The 15246-nt window shown below is 39.2% G+C and carries 16 protein-coding genes; 8 read left to right on the forward strand and 8 right to left on the reverse strand.

The features are described from left to right. The first annotated feature begins 133 nt into the window (after positions 1 to 133). A complete protein-coding gene (locus MHI41_RS06760; RefSeq protein WP_197197276.1) occupies positions 134 to 1960 on the forward strand; it encodes a PAS domain-containing sensor histidine kinase in 1827 nt (608 codons plus the stop codon). Between the two features lie 25 nt (positions 1961 to 1985). On the opposite strand, the gene MHI41_RS06765 is transcribed toward MHI41_RS06760, so the two are convergent. Beyond that, entirely contained in the window at positions 1986 to 3158 is a 1173-nt protein-coding gene (locus MHI41_RS06765) for an aminotransferase A (protein ID WP_272511450.1), read from the reverse strand. Between the two features lie 294 nt (positions 3159 to 3452). On the opposite strand from MHI41_RS06765, the gene MHI41_RS06770 reads away from it, so the two are divergent. Beyond that, positions 3453 to 4337 carry a cation diffusion facilitator family transporter gene (locus MHI41_RS06770; RefSeq protein ID WP_342494660.1) on the forward strand — a complete coding sequence of 295 codons (885 nt, stop codon included), beginning with the start codon at positions 3453 to 3455 and terminating at the stop codon, positions 4335 to 4337. A 65-nt stretch (positions 4338 to 4402) separates the two neighbouring features. Here MHI41_RS06770 and MHI41_RS06775 read toward each other — a convergent pair whose 3' ends face one another. Then, positions 4403 to 4555, reverse strand: coding sequence for a hypothetical protein (locus tag MHI41_RS06775; RefSeq protein WP_017367142.1), 153 nt, complete (start codon positions 4553 to 4555; stop codon positions 4403 to 4405). Positions 4556 to 4855: 300 nt separating this feature from the next. On the opposite strand from MHI41_RS06775, the gene MHI41_RS06780 reads away from it, so the two are divergent. From MHI41_RS06780 to MHI41_RS06790, 3 genes are all read left to right on the forward strand, one after another. Beyond that, positions 4856 to 5395 carry an RDD family protein gene (locus tag MHI41_RS06780; protein ID WP_007498690.1) on the forward strand — a complete coding sequence of 180 codons (540 nt, stop codon included), beginning with the start codon at positions 4856 to 4858 and terminating at the stop codon, positions 5393 to 5395. 125 nt (positions 5396 to 5520) lie between these two features. After that, a complete protein-coding gene (locus tag MHI41_RS06785) occupies positions 5521 to 6831 on the forward strand; it encodes an MFS transporter (protein ID WP_342494661.1) in 1311 nt (436 codons plus the stop codon). Between the two features lie 73 nt (positions 6832 to 6904). Then, positions 6905 to 7813 carry a chemotaxis protein gene (locus MHI41_RS06790; RefSeq protein ID WP_008348035.1) on the forward strand — a complete coding sequence of 303 codons (909 nt, stop codon included), beginning with the start codon at positions 6905 to 6907 and terminating at the stop codon, positions 7811 to 7813. Positions 7814 to 7847: 34 nt separating this feature from the next. On the opposite strand, the gene MHI41_RS06795 is transcribed toward MHI41_RS06790, so the two are convergent. Both MHI41_RS06795 and MHI41_RS06800 read right to left on the reverse strand, forming a co-directional pair. After that, positions 7848 to 8309 carry a YkyB family protein gene (locus MHI41_RS06795; RefSeq protein WP_008356877.1) on the reverse strand — a complete coding sequence of 154 codons (462 nt, stop codon included), beginning with the start codon at positions 8307 to 8309 and terminating at the stop codon, positions 7848 to 7850. Between the two features lie 219 nt (positions 8310 to 8528). Then, positions 8529 to 9425: a helix-turn-helix domain-containing protein gene (locus MHI41_RS06800; RefSeq protein ID WP_125588961.1), complete on the reverse strand. Its 897-nt coding sequence runs from the start codon at positions 9423 to 9425 to the stop codon at positions 8529 to 8531. 113 nt (positions 9426 to 9538) lie between these two features. Here MHI41_RS06800 and MHI41_RS06805 point away from each other — a divergent pair, with 113 nt between their 5' ends. Next, the gene (locus MHI41_RS06805) at positions 9539 to 10471 is read left to right on the forward strand and encodes an EamA family transporter (RefSeq protein ID WP_342494662.1); all 933 of its coding nucleotides are present in this window, start codon (positions 9539 to 9541) and stop codon (positions 10469 to 10471) included. A 169-nt stretch (positions 10472 to 10640) separates the two neighbouring features. Here MHI41_RS06805 and MHI41_RS06810 read toward each other — a convergent pair whose 3' ends face one another. Next, positions 10641 to 10856 carry a hypothetical protein gene (locus tag MHI41_RS06810; RefSeq protein ID WP_008348016.1) on the reverse strand — a complete coding sequence of 72 codons (216 nt, stop codon included), beginning with the start codon at positions 10854 to 10856 and terminating at the stop codon, positions 10641 to 10643. Positions 10857 to 11023: 167 nt separating this feature from the next. Between MHI41_RS06810 and MHI41_RS06815 the strand changes: the two genes are divergently transcribed. Continuing rightward, positions 11024 to 11200, forward strand: coding sequence for a hypothetical protein (locus tag MHI41_RS06815; RefSeq protein ID WP_008348014.1), 177 nt, complete (start codon positions 11024 to 11026; stop codon positions 11198 to 11200). 227 nt (positions 11201 to 11427) lie between these two features. Here MHI41_RS06815 and MHI41_RS06820 read toward each other — a convergent pair whose 3' ends face one another. The 3 genes from MHI41_RS06820 to MHI41_RS06830 all read right to left on the reverse strand — a co-directional run bounded on the left by MHI41_RS06820 (position 11428) and on the right by MHI41_RS06830 (position 14290). Next, positions 11428 to 12705: an MFS transporter gene (locus MHI41_RS06820; protein WP_008348012.1), complete on the reverse strand. Its 1278-nt coding sequence runs from the start codon at positions 12703 to 12705 to the stop codon at positions 11428 to 11430. Positions 12706 to 12778: 73 nt separating this feature from the next. Next, positions 12779 to 13276, reverse strand: a complete 498-nt coding sequence (locus MHI41_RS06825) for a L,D-transpeptidase family protein (protein WP_178930098.1) — start codon at positions 13274 to 13276, stop codon at positions 12779 to 12781. A gap of 156 nt (positions 13277 to 13432) precedes the next feature. Further along, positions 13433 to 14290 carry a metallophosphoesterase gene (locus tag MHI41_RS06830; RefSeq protein ID WP_342494663.1) on the reverse strand — a complete coding sequence of 286 codons (858 nt, stop codon included), beginning with the start codon at positions 14288 to 14290 and terminating at the stop codon, positions 13433 to 13435. Positions 14291 to 14429: 139 nt separating this feature from the next. On the opposite strand from MHI41_RS06830, the gene fadH reads away from it, so the two are divergent. Beyond that, on the forward strand, positions 14430 to 15194 hold the full coding sequence (gene fadH / locus MHI41_RS06835) for a 2,4-dienoyl-CoA reductase (protein ID WP_249670231.1): 765 nt from the start codon (positions 14430 to 14432) through the stop codon (positions 15192 to 15194). Positions 15195 to 15246 lie beyond the last annotated feature (52 nt).

Here is a 15246-nt window from a genome sequence, read left to right on the forward strand (position 1 = left end):
AAGTGCTCCCTTTTTGCTGAAAATATGGACGTTTCACACGAGATTGGGAGGAAAATACGGTTTTTCTAGCGAATCCTTTTTATACATCAAACTAAGGACAACCCTAAAAAAATTAAAGGAGGGTCGGACGACGATGGAACAAAAAATGAAAGATTCGAATCAGCTGTACTCGAATATTGATTTACATGCCGTTCTTTCTTCTAATGGCCGCTTTCTCTACATTTCTTCCAATTGTAAGCAGCTTTTGCTCTATGAACAAAAGGATTTACTAGGGTGTTTTTTGAAAGACTTTGTTCATACCGAAGATCAATTTCTCGTCGAAAGTTATTTCTATAATCAGCACATGCTAGAGATTTGCCACTTTAGACTGCTTAGAAGTGATCTTACAGCTGTATGGGTAGAAGCAAGCATTGATTTTGTTGCTTGTGATGGGTTAGACAACGAATTAAGTAGAGAAATGATCCTGAAAATGAGGGTAATGAATACAGAGCCTCAAAAAGCAGCATTTCAACCAACAGAAGTGTCAGAACAGTCGTTAGGCAGTCTACCGGCTTTCCAAGATGTCAGTGAAGCTGAAAATCTGATTGCCATGCTGCCAAATCCGTTATGTATTACGGCGCTTGGAAAAATTGTGTATGCCAACGATGCGATGCTGCAATTAATGGGTGTATGTACAAAAGATGAAATGATCGGCAAGTCTGCGTTTGATTTTATTGCCGAGGAGTACCATGACATTGTGAGAAGCCGAATCAAAAGACTGCAGCAAGGCCTTCCAGTCGGAATGATTGAACAAATATGGAAAAGGAAAGACGGGAGCATGATTCATATTGAAGTGAAGTCATCTCCGGCAATTTATCAAAATCAACGGGCAGAACTTTTACTATTAGTGGACATCTCTTCCCGTAAAAAATTTCAAACCGTTCTTCAAAAAAGTAGAGAGCGGTATCAGCTGCTTATCCAAAATTCCATTGATACCATTGCCGTCATCCACGATCATAAATGGGTATTTATGAATGAATCAGGTATTAAATTATTTGAAGCCGAACATTACGATAAATTAATCGGAAAAGATATCTTTCATCAAATCCATTCATGTGATCAGCAAAAAGTCAAAAAGAGCATATCACGTATTATCGAAAGAGCATCAGATTCTGAGATTGTGACGATGAGCTGCCATACGTTTAAACACCGGTTGATTTATACAGAAATGGTTTGTATCCCTACCACATTTTTTGGTGAAACAGCCGTTCAAATTATTTTAAGAGATATATCTGAACGAAAACAAACAGAAGAACTCATGCTGCGCTCTGAAAAATTATCAATCGCAGGTCAATTGGCAGCAGGCATTGCACATGAAATAAGGAATCCACTGACGGCGATTAAGGGCTTTTTACAGCTCATTAAACCAAAAACAAAAGACCGTGATCAATATTTTGAAATTGTCTTCTCTGAGCTGAGCCGGATTGAAATCATCTTAAGTGAGCTACTAATGCTTGCAAAGCCGCAGCAAACGGCATCCATGCAGACGCTTGATTTGAAAAAAATCATTAGCGAAGTCACCGCTCTGCTAGAAACACAGGCCAACTTAAATGGAATTTTGATGAACACAAGTGATATTGAGGAGGATCTCCTGATGAATGGGGATCAAAACCAGCTGAAGCAGGTGTTTATCAATTTAATCAAAAATGCCGTCGAATCCATGCCAGACGGAGGGAAGGTAGACATTACCGCCAAAGCCGAAAAAGAAGGGATACTTGTCACGATTAGAGATGAAGGAATTGGTATTCCTGAATCGGTCATGAAGCGGATCGGTGAACCTTTTTTAACGACAAAAGAAAAGGGAACAGGGCTTGGGCTCATGGTGACATTTAATATTTTAGAAAATCACAACGGAACCATCCGGGTAGATAGCCACCCTGAAAAAGGGACTGTGTTTCACATCATGTTTCCCGCAAAATAAAAACAACGGCAAGAGAGCCGTTGTTTCATCCGTCTGTTGATTGTATGGAACGCTTTTCAAGTACAAATTGTTCGAGACGGTCAAGTCCTTCTTTTAACGTTTCAAGTGAATATGCATAGGAAAGGCGCACATATCCTTCTCCGAGTGAAGAGAAAGCAGAACCAGGTACGACCGCAAGTTTTGTACTTTCTAACAACTCCATGCAAAAATCAAAAGAACTCATCCCAAACGATTCAATGGAAGGGAAAATATAAAAAGCGCCGGAAGGCTTAATGACCGGAAGCCCCATAGAAATGAGTCGATCATATACATAGTCGAGCCTTTTCTTATATTGCTCTCTCATGATCAGTGCATCATCCACACCATTTGTCACTGCTTCAAGTGCCGCCTTTTGTGAGATAGCCGAGGCACAAGACACGTTATATTGATGTACTTTTAATACATGTTTAGCAATAGGAGCGGAAGCAAATAAAAAGCCGATTCTCCATCCGGTCATGCTATGAGATTTTGACAGTCCATTGATGACAATCGTCTGTTCCTTTAAGAAAGAAGCAATGGAATGATGCGGACGATCAAATGTCAGCTCACTATAAATTTCATCAGATAGAATAAAAATATCCTTTCCTTCAAGAAGCTGTGCAATTTCTTTCAATTCTTCTTCTAATAGCGTGACCCCAGTTGGATTTGAAGGGTATGGAAGGACAACACACTTTGTCTTATCCGTTAATGCATCTTCAATCAGCTTGGCATTTAATTTAAAACCGGCATTTGTTGTGTCGATATGCACGGGCACCGCACCGCACATCCGAATGATCGGTTCATAGCCAGGGTACACAGGGCCGGGCAGGATGACCTCATCGCCTTCAGTCAAAATGGTTCGAAACGCAGCATCAATTGCTTGACTCGCACCTGTTGTCACAATGATTTCTGACTCTGCATCATAATCAAGATGGACTTTCTTTTTGATGTACTGCTGGATCGCTTGTCTTAGCTCTAAAAATCCAGCATTATGAGTATACGAGGTGAAATTCTCGTCAATGGCTGTTTTGGCAGCTGTTTTGACATGATGCGGCGTATAAAAATCGGGCTGACCTATGGTCAATGAAACGACATCCTCATATGAAGATACGAGATTTGAAAATGTTCGAATGCCTGAAATTTCAATATCCTTTACTCTTGGATTCAGCAAATGCTCCATTTCTCATCACCTTAAAAATTTATGTTTTTATCCTATTTTACCATTCACTGCATAAATGTCACCTGCGGAAAGGCTTCGGATATCGTTATATGTAGTCTATTCTCCTATCCATCACAGCATGAGTGATATATGAAGAAAGAGCAACATTTATTATAGCGTAACCTGCTCGGAAAATACAGCTCTGCTTAAGATGATTAGAATAAGGCAAAACGGTATAAACTGAAAGAACGAGAGAATCAAGTCATGGGAATTGCTTTCACAGGCATACGATCTCCTGAAGGAGGACGATAATAGATGGATCAATCAGCAAAGACATCGAAAATAGCCTTTTTATCCGTCATGAGTAATACGTTTGTTGTGGTCCTTAAAATCATTGTAGGGGTGTTAACTGGATCTGTTGCGGTTTTATCAGAAGCCATTCACTCTTTTCTCGATTTAATGGCCTCTTTTATTGCATTTATCTCTGTTCGTATTTCAAGAAAGCCGGCAGATTCAAAACATCCTTATGGACATGGGAAAGTTGAGAATATTTCTGGAACGATTGAAACTTTGTTGATTTTTGTTGCTGGGATTTGGATCATTTATGAATGTGTTCATAAATTAATGCATCCAGAGCCTGTTAAACTGCCGGTACTTGGTATTGTGGTCATGCTGATCGGGGCACTTATCAATTTTGTTGTGTCGAGAGTTGTGAACAAAGAGGCAGAGCGAGTACATTCTGTTGCCATGAAATCGAATGCACTGCATCTTTTAACAGATGTGTTTACGTCACTAGGGGTCGCTATTAGTTTATTGCTTGTTGCATTAACGGACTGGTATTTCCTCGATCCGATTATTGGAATGGTGCTAGCGATCTATATTATGCGTGAAGCGTTTAAACTCATGAAGGAAGCCTTCCCGCCGCTTGTCGACGCCCGGTTAACCCCGGAAGAAGAACAAGCGATAGAGGGCATCATTCAAACATTTAGTCAAGAATTCATTGAATATCATGACTTTCGAACAAGACGATCCGGTGCTGAAGAATATATTGATTTTCATTTGATTGTTCATGGAAAAACAACCATTGAAGATGTTCACCAATTATGTGATCGAATTGAAGAGAACATTCAGCAGGCGTTTCCGCATGCACAAATCTTTATTCATGTAGAACCTGAAAGTGAAAGAAGCACACAAACGTAAAAAAGGCGATACCACCTCTTTGAAGGTTGTATCGCCTTTTTTTACGCTTCATCTATGAAATGAAATCAATATCCATAAGCAGTATCGTAATCTTCATACCAAGAGATATAAGCAGCATCTTCATTAGATAAACCATGTTTCATATCTAAAAAATCAGCTTCGCAAATATCTTCAATCACAGTCATTTCGTTGTTCTTTAATAGTACGACAGTTCCCATCATGAACACCTTTCTTTAAAAAATCCTTGACTATTGTACCATGTGAAACGTGATTGTCAACAGAAGAATCGAAATGAGAGGAAAATATCACAAAATGTTAAAAAATTAGGCGTTGAAAGAACTAGATGTGCCATAATTTCTGTGAATTTTCAGTATTTATTCACATAAATCATCATTGAAAGATGATCTAAAATTCATGTAAAAATGTAAAGCTCCATTGATCTTGCGATATTCATAAGATATAATAACGAATGATTATAAGAAATTTATAGAAAACATACATAATAAAGGAGAAATAGGATGGAAACAAACATGTCAGAAGCACCTATTCAAGAAGAAAAACATCCTGAACTAGCTGGAGTAGGTTATCGTTTTCTTGCTCATCTTTTAGACGGTGTCATTATTAGTGTACCATTTTCAATCATTGTATTTATTCTCGCAACACTCTTTTTTGTCTCAAGCCCTGAGGCGGCATTTTTAATGTATGATGATAGCTATTACTATTCTTCAACGGTGATCACGGATGAAGAATGGGCAGTCATTGTGGGCCTTCTCTTTTTCTATGGCGTAACGACCTTAATCGGTATCGCGGTGACTTGGCTTTATTATGCGATCATGGAATCATCAAAGTTGCAAGGAACTCTTGGCAAGATGGCTCTTGGCATCAAAGTGACAAAAGTAACGGGTGGAAAAATAACATTCGGGCGCGCGACAGGCCGCTTTTTTGCAAAAGGCTTTTTGTCTCCAATCTTATTCATTGGCTACATCATTGCGTTTTTCACAGAAAAAAAACAAGCACTTCACGACTTGATTGCAAGTACCATTGTCGTAAAGAAATAATGAAGAGAAGCACCTCTGCTAAATAGTAAGGGGTGCTTTTTGTATAGATTGCTTGTATGGAAGAGGGAAACGTCACATAAAGTAGAATGATAGTGAAAATAAAAGCAGAGAAGGGAGTCAATCTATTGAAAAGAGGGAAAATGACTGTTCAGAAAAAAGGGGCAAGCTTCGGGCTCTTTTTCACCGCACCTGTTTTGGCCTGGGCATTGTATGATTTTGCAAATACGATATTTTCATCGAATATGATCACCATTTTCTTCCCATTTTATTTGCAGGAGACGATAGGCGACAGTGCGAGGATGGATCAAATCGCCAGTACATTTATTTCTTATGCGAACGCACTTGCAAGCTTTTTCCTCGTCATTTTTACGCCTTTATATGGTGTGCTGATTGATCGTACAGGGAAAAAGAAGCGGTATATCACGGTGTTTACCCTGATTTGTATTGCCTGTACCTTTATGATGGGGATCTTTGCTGGGATTGATTTCTCAAGCGAATGGTTTGGTCTTCCTGTCTCCTTATTGGTGGTGGTTACCTTGTTCGTCATCGCCAAATTTTTCTATCACTCTAGTCTTGTTTTTTATGACACCATTTTGCCCGATCTTGGGACAAAGGATGAAATCCCCCTCATTTCTGGATTCGGTATTGCTGTCGGCTATTTAGGTACACTTGTCGGCCTTTCTGTTTATTTACTTGTAGGAAATGACCAGTTTCATGGAGCGTTCATTCCGACAGCCCTTTTATTCTTTCTCTTTTTTCTGCCCTTTCTCTTTATTATAAAGGACCCCCACCCTCTGCCGCAGCAAGAGAAAAAGGCGTCTTTTTTTAGCGGGTATAAAGAGATTATTCGTACGTTTAAAGAGATGAAGCAGTACAAACCGGCCTTTATTTTTATGATCGCTTTCTTTTTTATGAATGATGCGTTACAGACAGCGATTGCGATGATGGCTGTTTATGCAAAAATTATCATTGGTTTTACGGCAGGTCAATTTATTTTGCTGTATCTTGTGTCCACGATTTCAAGTATCATTGGCTCGTTTCTATTCGGATATGTCACAAAGGCCATCGGGGCAAAGCGCTCGATTACAGTCGTGTATGTCATTTTAATTGTGGCGCTCATTCTAGCTGTGACAGCGACAACTGAATGGGTCTTCTGGGTAGCAGGCAGTCTATTCGGAATTTCACTTGGCGCAAGTTGGGGATCATCACGAATCCTCATTATTGAGCTGACGCCTAAAGAAAAACGAGGACAATTTTTTGGTCTCTTTGCGTTTTCGGGAAAGGTGTCTTCAATTGTTGGTCCCATCATTTATGGCTCCGTCACACTGCTATTTGCAGCACATGGGAATCTCGCAAGCCGTCTTGCATTAGGGTCTTTGCTCATCCTTGCAGCCATAGGACTTGTGATTCATCAATTCGTGCGAGAGAAAGCGTAAAGAAACGTCAACTTTTTACCCATGCTGCCGATATAAAAAGTACAATCTTATATTGAAGAATAGAGGGATTTCCGTGGCTTTAAACAAACAAGAAATTTTACTTGACTCTGGTACTAATGAATTGGAAATTGTGAAGTTTGAAATTGGTTCAAATCAATTCGGCATTAACGTCATGAAAGTAAGAGAAATTATTCAGCCAGTTGAGGTGACAGTTGTACCGCACTCTCACCAAGATGTAGAAGGGATGATTAGTTTACGAGGCGAGATTTTACCAGTCATCAATCTATTTTCCTTTTTTAATGTCGAGTCAGATCAGTCAGAACAAGAGAAATACATTGTGACTGAATTCAACCAACGGAAATTTGTGTTCCATACAGGAACGGTATCACAAATTCACCGCGTCAGCTGGGAAGAGATTGAAAAACCAACTGCACTCAATCAAGGAATGGACCGTCATTTAACAGGGATCATCAAGCTTGACGAGAAAATGATTTTCCTTCCAGATTACGAAAAAATCATCTATGATATTGAATCCGCATCTGGCGTAGACACATATCATATGTTTGACGGTGAGAAAGACGAGCGAAGAACAGGGAAGAAGCTGTATGTTGTTGAAGATTCTCCGCTTCTCATGCGCTTATTAACAAATGAATTAACCGAGGCAGGCTATAAAAACATTGTGACCTTTGAAGATGGGAAACAAGCATATGACCATGTCATGGATCTTGTCAGTAAAGGCATTAGTGTGACAGAAGAAATTGATATGATTATTACAGATATAGAAATGCCAAAAATGGATGGACATCGATTAACAAAGCTGCTGAAGGACAATCCTTTAACACAGTCCATTCCAATTCTCATTTTCTCTTCATTAATTACGGACGATCTGCGTCATAAAGGGGAAACCATCGGTGCAGATGATCAAATTAGTAAACCAGAAATTCATCAGTTGATTGAAAAAGTAGATCATTTTATTATCTAAAGAAAAAACCACTCGCTTTGAGTGGTTTTTCTGTTTAAAAATAACTTTCCCCGAGCCGTTTGAAGACGGGTTTTGTATAATGTGATTTTTGTTTTGTGGCGGCAGGTTTTTCTTTTAAACCGACATACGTTTGAAGTATTTGTTTCGCTCGATTTAATGACATATTCGCTTTTGGATTGCGATATGATTGATTTAAATTTCCTAAGTGTGGCAAAAATTCGAAGTCTTCTTTAGTTGGTGGCAGATGAAAATAATAATCTCCAATTTCAATCAGCACGTCGGACTGTTGTTGACTATATTTGGGATTGTTAGAGAAATGTAGGCCCACTTTTCTTCCTTTACCTTCTTGCAATAGTTTTTGCAGCGCACGTTTTTTCAAAAGATAAAGAAACTTGGGATTTGGTGCGGTTTTAGCATGGCGGTTAACAGTATAAATGGCTTTTGCGATGTTTTCTGCTGTAGGTTCTATGTCTTTAGTATGAGCATAATCGTCCATTTTTTCTCTCCTTTGTCTTTCGTCTTCCTGTGCTTAGTATAAATTATACGTTTTTATTAGTAAATTGCAAATAGACTTATTGTAAAAACCATTAGATTTTCATCACTCTTATTTACAATAGCCATTCATGATGATTCTGAAACGTGAAGAAGAACAATGAATGAATCCTTCTTAGCAAAAGCACCATCATTTATCCGGTATCCTTTCCAACTAGGCGTTTCAGTTGGATGTAAACGACGCCTTTGATTTTCTATATGATAAAGGTGTTGTATTTTTTACTCTTTTAAAAATATTAATAAAATAGCTAGTGCTGCTGAATCCAACTTGGTAGGCGATTTCTGTTATGTTTAAGTCCGTCTTTTGAAGCAAAATGAGGCTTTGTTGAATTCGATATTCATTCACATAATGTATAGGAGATTTCTTTAAAATATCATTGAAATATCTACAGCATTCAGAGCGGCTTAATTGTCCTTCACGAGCGATATCTTGAAGAAGAACCTTTTCATGATAATGTTCATGAATCCAATTCAGCATATGTTTCATACGTTCATTTCTATCGTGCTTACGTGCATCATATGTCAGTTGAAAACGATTTTGTAAAAGGCATTTCCAAATCGTGATGAGCTGTATATTAAGTTCGAGTTCATAATATGCCGGAGTTTGTTCGATTAATCGTTGAATGATTTGTATACATTGATAGATTCGGTTTGGCCATCCGTCTTTTCGGTTGAATAAAATAAAAGGTGTTTGACTCGCATGCATATATGGATGAACGAACGTGGTGAATAACTCATTGGCTGTGATGAAGTGAGGTGAAACGTTTAAACAAATATAAGTACATGTCGTCCCATTTGCATCCTTTGCCATGTGTAAGCAGCCACTGTTGATGAATACACCATCTCCTTGCTGAATGTTCAATATCTTCTCGTTAATGTGAAACTCAGCCTCTCCCTCCAAAATAAAGACGAATTGAAATTCGTCGTGCCAATGAAGAGGGATATATCCGCTCATATGATCACGAATCTTTGTATGATATAGAGCAATAGGCCATGTGGTGGTTGAATGCTCCGTTAATTCTTTCAGATTGTTGTCAATAAGAAAATGATGATTGTGCATGGTTCTCCTCAATATTCTTTTATTTTTATGTTCAATTGATATATCAATATGTAAAAAATTGAACTACTATCAACTATATTATCATGATTTTTTTAGAATTGAGGAGAATAAAAATGAAGAGGAGAAAGGGAATCTTTCTTGTACTGATAGGAGCTATCTGTTGGGGAGTAGGAGGAACCGTTTCACAAAAATTGTTTCAGCAATATGGAATTGACGTCCATTGGCTGGTCACTGTCAGGCTGCTCATTTCAGGTGGGTTGCTTTTATTTGTTCATTACATGACGAAAGAACGCACGCAATTGATTGGCGTGTTGAAAAAGAAGAGTACGGCCATTCAAGTGCTGATATTTGGACTAATGGGCATGTTAGCTGTTCAATATACTTATATGGTGTCCATTCATCATGGGAATGCTGCGGTAGCTACATTGCTACAGTATACAGCACCTGTCATGATTATCGTGTATCTAGTATTTCGCCGGCAATCCACTTTTACAAAAAGAGATATGTTGACGGTCGCATTGGCTTTGGTTGGCATGTTTCTCTTATTGACGAATGGTTCCGTTTCCACATTAACTGTTCCAGCTGTCGCGGTATTTTGGGGAATACTATCAGCCGTGGCATTGTCCTTTTATACGTTATATCCAATCAACCTGTTAAAACAATTCGATTCACTTGTTGTTGTTGGCTGGGCGATGCTTATAGGGGGAGCTGCCCTTAGCTTGGTCCATCCTCCATGGAAGGTGAATCTGTCTCAATTACCTTTTGAAGCGTATATCTATTTATTATTTGTCATTGTATTTGGAACGATGGTCGCTTTTTGGTTTTACATCGAAAGTTTGAAGTATTTATCTCCGAAGGACTCAAGCTTAATTGGAAGTGTCGAACCCCTTGCAGCAGTGATAACCACTGTTTTCTGGTTAAAAGAGCCATTTGGTCTTTTCCAGTGGATAGGGACAGCGTGTATTGTATACATGATATTATTCATGGCATTATACCAGCCTAAAATAAGAGGGGAAAAGAAGAAATTGGGTTCATTGGATAGATGATAAGGTAAATTGAATGTGTGAAATGTATATAAAGTGAACTATTAAACATAGATAACTACCTGTTTTAAAATAAATGGGTAGTTAATGACTTATATGAGAACGGGATTGCCGGATAAAATCTACCATATGCAAGACAATCAAAGTCGAACATATGGCTTAAAAACATGGACTATTTTGTATGGCTAGAATAAGCACAGTAAAAACAGCCGTTAAAATCAGTTTCACTCGTCATTTTTTTGGCTTCATCCATGGCGCTTTCACTGTTCATGTGCAGACCAATCAATGTACGACTTGCTGCATCACCTAAAAATGCGCAGTCTTCTGTATGTACAACATATTGTCCTTGATCATTTTTTGTATGAATAAAATAATAGCTTTTTAACATACCCCTCACCTCCAACCTGACTATCCTACTATAAAACTTCCAATAATGTAAAGGTTTTTTATTAAAATTGTTGCAATTTTATGCACATTCCTTTTATTTTATAAAAAGGAAAATATATTATAAAATATGAAGATCAAAGTCAATGAGGACAGAAAGGACGGTTTAGATTGAAAGATATTTTAACTCCTTTATTGGTCGCTTTTGTCGTTGGAGGCATTGTGTACGTGATAGATGATCGGCCGATTCATCCTTTTCTTCTTTTTCTCATCTTATTTATTAGCATTTATACAGTCGATAGAATCGTTCATTTTGCTTCGAATCATTTCCATGAGCAGAAAAAATAATCGTCGTTTATGTTACACCCATGAAAAAAGGACTTTCTATAGAAGAAAGTCCTTTCAGCGTGTAGACAAACCCTCGCAATCTTTGTCAGTCCTGCGTGCTGGTGCTCACGAATGTGAAATTCGCTCCGCGCCATTACTCGTCCTTCCTAGACTGCAAAGGTTTTCTATCACGCTGAAAAGAAGAAAAAGGGCTAAAATAATGTATATTTTAGCCCTTTTTGCTTCATCTATTGTACTCCCTGACCTTTTAATTCACGCTGTACATCTAAGTCAGCAGCTTCTCTGCTGAACTTTGGCAGTGTAATGAAGTAAAAAAGGAAGACGAGTAAAATAATAATACCCATTCCGTAATAAATGTAAGAAACATTGGTGATGAGCTTTGGAAATAACACGGCAATTAAACCTAGCGTCATTGATTGTGCAAACATGGTGAGCGGATCAACCCACCCTGATACGCGTCCCATCAGACGAGGGTGAACAATTCTTGGGAGCCAGCCTCCAATGACAATGTTGACTGGACCAATACATGTACCAATGACAAATGATGTGACATAAAATAACCATAATGTATGGGTAGAACCAAGGACAAAAATTAAAATACCTGCAACTAGAATTGGAATCGACATGAGATATTGCATCTTTACCTTTTTCGCAAGAATAGAGCCAAGTAAGCTTCCAACTAGAAGTCCGGCACCGATCGCGATCGTAAAAAAGGATGTATGCAGTTCAAAATGGTCCGGTGAAAGACCGTATTTCATTGTAAACATCGGAAGAACGGCAAATGCGCCATTCACAAGACCAAAAACAAAAAAGCCAAAAATTAAAGAAGCCAATAATTTATTTTTTAAAATATAGAGAATGCCTTCTTTAAAATCTTTTAGAGATGTTTTAACGGTCATGCCTTTCCAGCCTGCTTGTCCATTTGGCTGACGTGCTTCAATTGGAATATTGCATGATCGAATGAGAATACCGGAAATAATAAAACTGACCAAATCAATGGTAATGGCACCGTGAAGTCCAATCGTTTTATACATAATGGCACCAATTCCAACACCAAATACCATAAACAAACTAAACAGCATCTGATTTAAACCTGCAGCTTTTGCATATTGATCTTTATTTAAAATGGCCTGAACGAGAGAGGCTTCAGCTGGATAGAAGAACTTCGTAATGGCACTTCGTATAAACAAGATCAAGAAAATAAGCGGCAGTGAATTAAAATAAATGACGATAAATAAAACGATCGTCAGCCCAGCTCGTATCCAATCACAATTCTCTGCGACTTTTTTACGATCAAAACGGTCTGCGACCACACCGACCATAAAAAAGACAAAGATCGTAGGCAGTGAATACATTAACTCTGCTAAAGTGGCGTAAGCGGGCTGATGACTAAAATGGTCGAGCAAATAAAAGGCAAACGCCATATTGCCTACTGTTGTCCCCATTTGCGAGGCAAGTGCTGCAAAAAAGAGACGAACAAAATTTCTGTTTTTAAAAATATCCATAAATACGCTCCTTAACCTGAAGATCCCACTTTCTATCATATAAAATTTTAACCATTCGTACAATTAATTTCTCCTACTGGCTAATGGTCACAGGTGTTCCATTTGGAACAATTGAAGCAAGTTCGATGACATTCTGATTGTACATGCGAATGCACCCTCTAGACACAGCTTTACCAATTGAAGACGGGTTATTCGTTCCATGGATGCCGTAATGAATTTTTGAAAGGCTCAGCCAATAGGCGCCAAAGGGACCTCCTGGGTTTGGCTGTCTGTTGACAATATAATAAGAACCTGTCGGTGTCATGTTTAATATTCTGCCGGTTGCAATCGGGTATGAGCGCAAGAGCTGTGATCCAGAAAACAGCACGAGACGTTTCGCTGAAATTGACACAGATATGCGGTAAGGGATCGTGTTAGGATCCGGTAACCCAGGGATGATGATGACTTCATTTTGTTCTGGCTCGCGGGCTTGAAGTGACGGATTTGCAGCCTTTAAAGCATCTGTCGTTGTTCGAAAATCAAGTGCTATAGAAGCAAGTGTTTCTCCACTTTTTACCGTGTATCGCAGCACGAAAGGACACTCCTTTTACTCAAATAAAAGAAGCCGTGATCCCCGTCTCACATATACTATATGGACGGGATCAGGCCCAGTAAGGTTTCTCCTAACATTTGTCATGAGAATGATCTTTGTTTATACATATGCAGGAAAAGGTGATTTGGCTTCTCTTTACACGTGAGATGTTAAGGTGAAAAAAGTGATTTCAGGTTTGGCTAAAAACCGAAGCGGCAGTCTAGTTGTCCCAAGCCCGCGGTTGACATAGATACGGTGCTGATAGCTACCGTATAAGCCTTCGACATATGTACGCCCAAAAGGTGCTGTGAGAATCGGTCCATAGAAAGGAAGCTGTATTTGACCGCCATGCGTATGCCCAGAAAGCTGCAAGTTTATAGGTGTTGTTTCAAGCTCTAGTGCGGCATCCGGCTCATGCACAAGCAATAACGTAAAGAGATCAGAAGAGACTTCTCGTTTGATGAAATGGTAATCAGGCATACTCATCATGAGATCATCCAGTGTAGCGATCTGTATGCGTCCGCCTTCTTTTTCTAAGTGAAACACTTCATTTTTACATAATGTAAAACCACAAGCTTTCATCGTTTCCTCATATAGATCAATGCCAAATGGTCCGTAGTCATGATTTCCGCATATGGCAAACTTTCCAAACGGAGCATCAAGCTTAGACAAAGAGGCTTTGGCTTTTTCATGTTCTTCAATCGATGCTTCAAAATCAACAAGGTCACCTGTAAACACAATGAGATCTGGAGATTCATCGTTGATCTTTTGGACAACAGTCTCTAAATCTTTTGCCGAAAATGTATCACTTAAATGAACATCACTAAATTGAGCAATTTTAAACTGGTTAAACGAAGCCGGTAGCTGAGCATCATGAATAGTGAGTGATACGGCGTCGATCATGCGCGGCTCAATGTACCGAGCATAGCCATAACCGGATGTGGTCGCCAAAAGTCCGAGAATACTCGCACCAGCTGCTCCTTTTAAAAACTGCCTGCGGGAAAGTTGCTTCATATAAGACTCCTTTAAAAATAAAATTAAGTATAGCATGATTTTTGATGAATCTCCTATATGGTGCATGGAGGGGAAATCATGATATGATAGACGAATAATGAATGAATAGTCATTCAAAATACACAAAGGGGGAGAACAAATGACGAAGCAAACAGTGATTGTCACAGGGGGATCAAGCGGAATGGGAAAGGCGATGGCGACTCATTTGGCACTCGGGGGCTGGAATGTTTTGATTACTGGAAGAACAGAAGAGACCCTTGAAACAACGGCAAATGAAATCAAACAGAAAGGTGGTTCGATCGCTTTTTTTCAAATGGACGTGCGACATCCAGAAGATGCTGATCAAATGGTGAAGTTTGCGGTAGATACATTTGGTGATGTGGATGCACTTATTAATAACGCGGCAGGCAACTTTTTAGTTCCAGCAGAAAAACTGTCTCCTAATGGCTGGAAAGCGGTCATTGATATTGTGCTAAATGGCACCTTTTTTTGCAGCCATGCAGTGGGCAACTATTGGATTCGTCAAAAGAAAAGCGGAAGTATGATCAACATGGTCGCCACATATGCATGGGGGGCTGGTGTTGGTGTAGCGCATTCAGCAGCCGCAAAAGCAGGCGTACTGTCGCTTACCCGAACGCTTGCTGTGGAATGGGGAAAGCAATATCGCATTCGCGTAAATGCCATTGCGCCGGGGCCCATTGAAAGAACAGGTGGTGCTGATAAACTGTGGGAATCTGAAGAGGCTGCCCAAAGAACATTAGATAGTGTTCCGCTCGGTAGACTAGGCACACCAGAAGAAATTGCAGAACTTGCGAGTTTCTTATTATCTGAGCATGCATCTTATATGAATGGAGATTGTATTACAATGGATGGGGGCCAATGGCTCAACCAATCACCATTTTGAATGATCGTGTAAGACCTGCTTTTGATATGGTATAATCACACAAAGAGAGAAG

Source organism: Bacillus sp. FSL M7-0307, from assembly GCF_038627835.1.
Lineage (GTDB): Bacteria > Bacillota > Bacilli > Bacillales > Bacillaceae > Bacillus > Bacillus altitudinis.

Excerpts from the sequence above, each read along its gene's own strand:
- MHI41_RS06760 (WP_197197276.1), top strand. The coding sequence starts at position 134 with ATGGAACAAAAAATGAAAGATTCGAATCAGCTGTACTCGAATATTGAT.
- MHI41_RS06775 (WP_017367142.1), bottom strand. The coding sequence starts at position 4,555 with ATGGGAACTGTCGTACTATTAAAGAACAACGAAATGACTGTGATTGAA.
- MHI41_RS06780 (WP_007498690.1), top strand. The coding sequence starts at position 4,856 with ATGGAAACAAACATGTCAGAAGCACCTATTCAAGAAGAAAAACATCCT.
- MHI41_RS06830 (WP_342494663.1), bottom strand. The coding sequence starts at position 14,290 with ATGAAGCAACTTTCCCGCAGGCAGTTTTTAAAAGGAGCAGCTGGTGCG.
- MHI41_RS06820 (WP_008348012.1), bottom strand. The coding sequence starts at position 12,705 with ATGGATATTTTTAAAAACAGAAATTTTGTTCGTCTCTTTTTTGCAGCA.
- MHI41_RS06795 (WP_008356877.1), bottom strand. The coding sequence starts at position 8,309 with ATGGACGATTATGCTCATACTAAAGACATAGAACCTACAGCAGAAAAC.
- MHI41_RS06810 (WP_008348016.1), bottom strand. The coding sequence starts at position 10,856 with ATGTTAAAAAGCTATTATTTTATTCATACAAAAAATGATCAAGGACAA.
- MHI41_RS06770 (WP_342494660.1), top strand. The coding sequence starts at position 3,453 with ATGGATCAATCAGCAAAGACATCGAAAATAGCCTTTTTATCCGTCATG.
- MHI41_RS06800 (WP_125588961.1), bottom strand. The coding sequence starts at position 9,425 with ATGCACAATCATCATTTTCTTATTGACAACAATCTGAAAGAATTAACG.
- fadH (WP_249670231.1), top strand. The coding sequence starts at position 14,430 with ATGACGAAGCAAACAGTGATTGTCACAGGGGGATCAAGCGGAATGGGA.
- MHI41_RS06805 (WP_342494662.1), top strand. The coding sequence starts at position 9,539 with ATGAAGAGGAGAAAGGGAATCTTTCTTGTACTGATAGGAGCTATCTGT.
- MHI41_RS06765 (WP_272511450.1), bottom strand. The coding sequence starts at position 3,158 with ATGGAGCATTTGCTGAATCCAAGAGTAAAGGATATTGAAATTTCAGGC.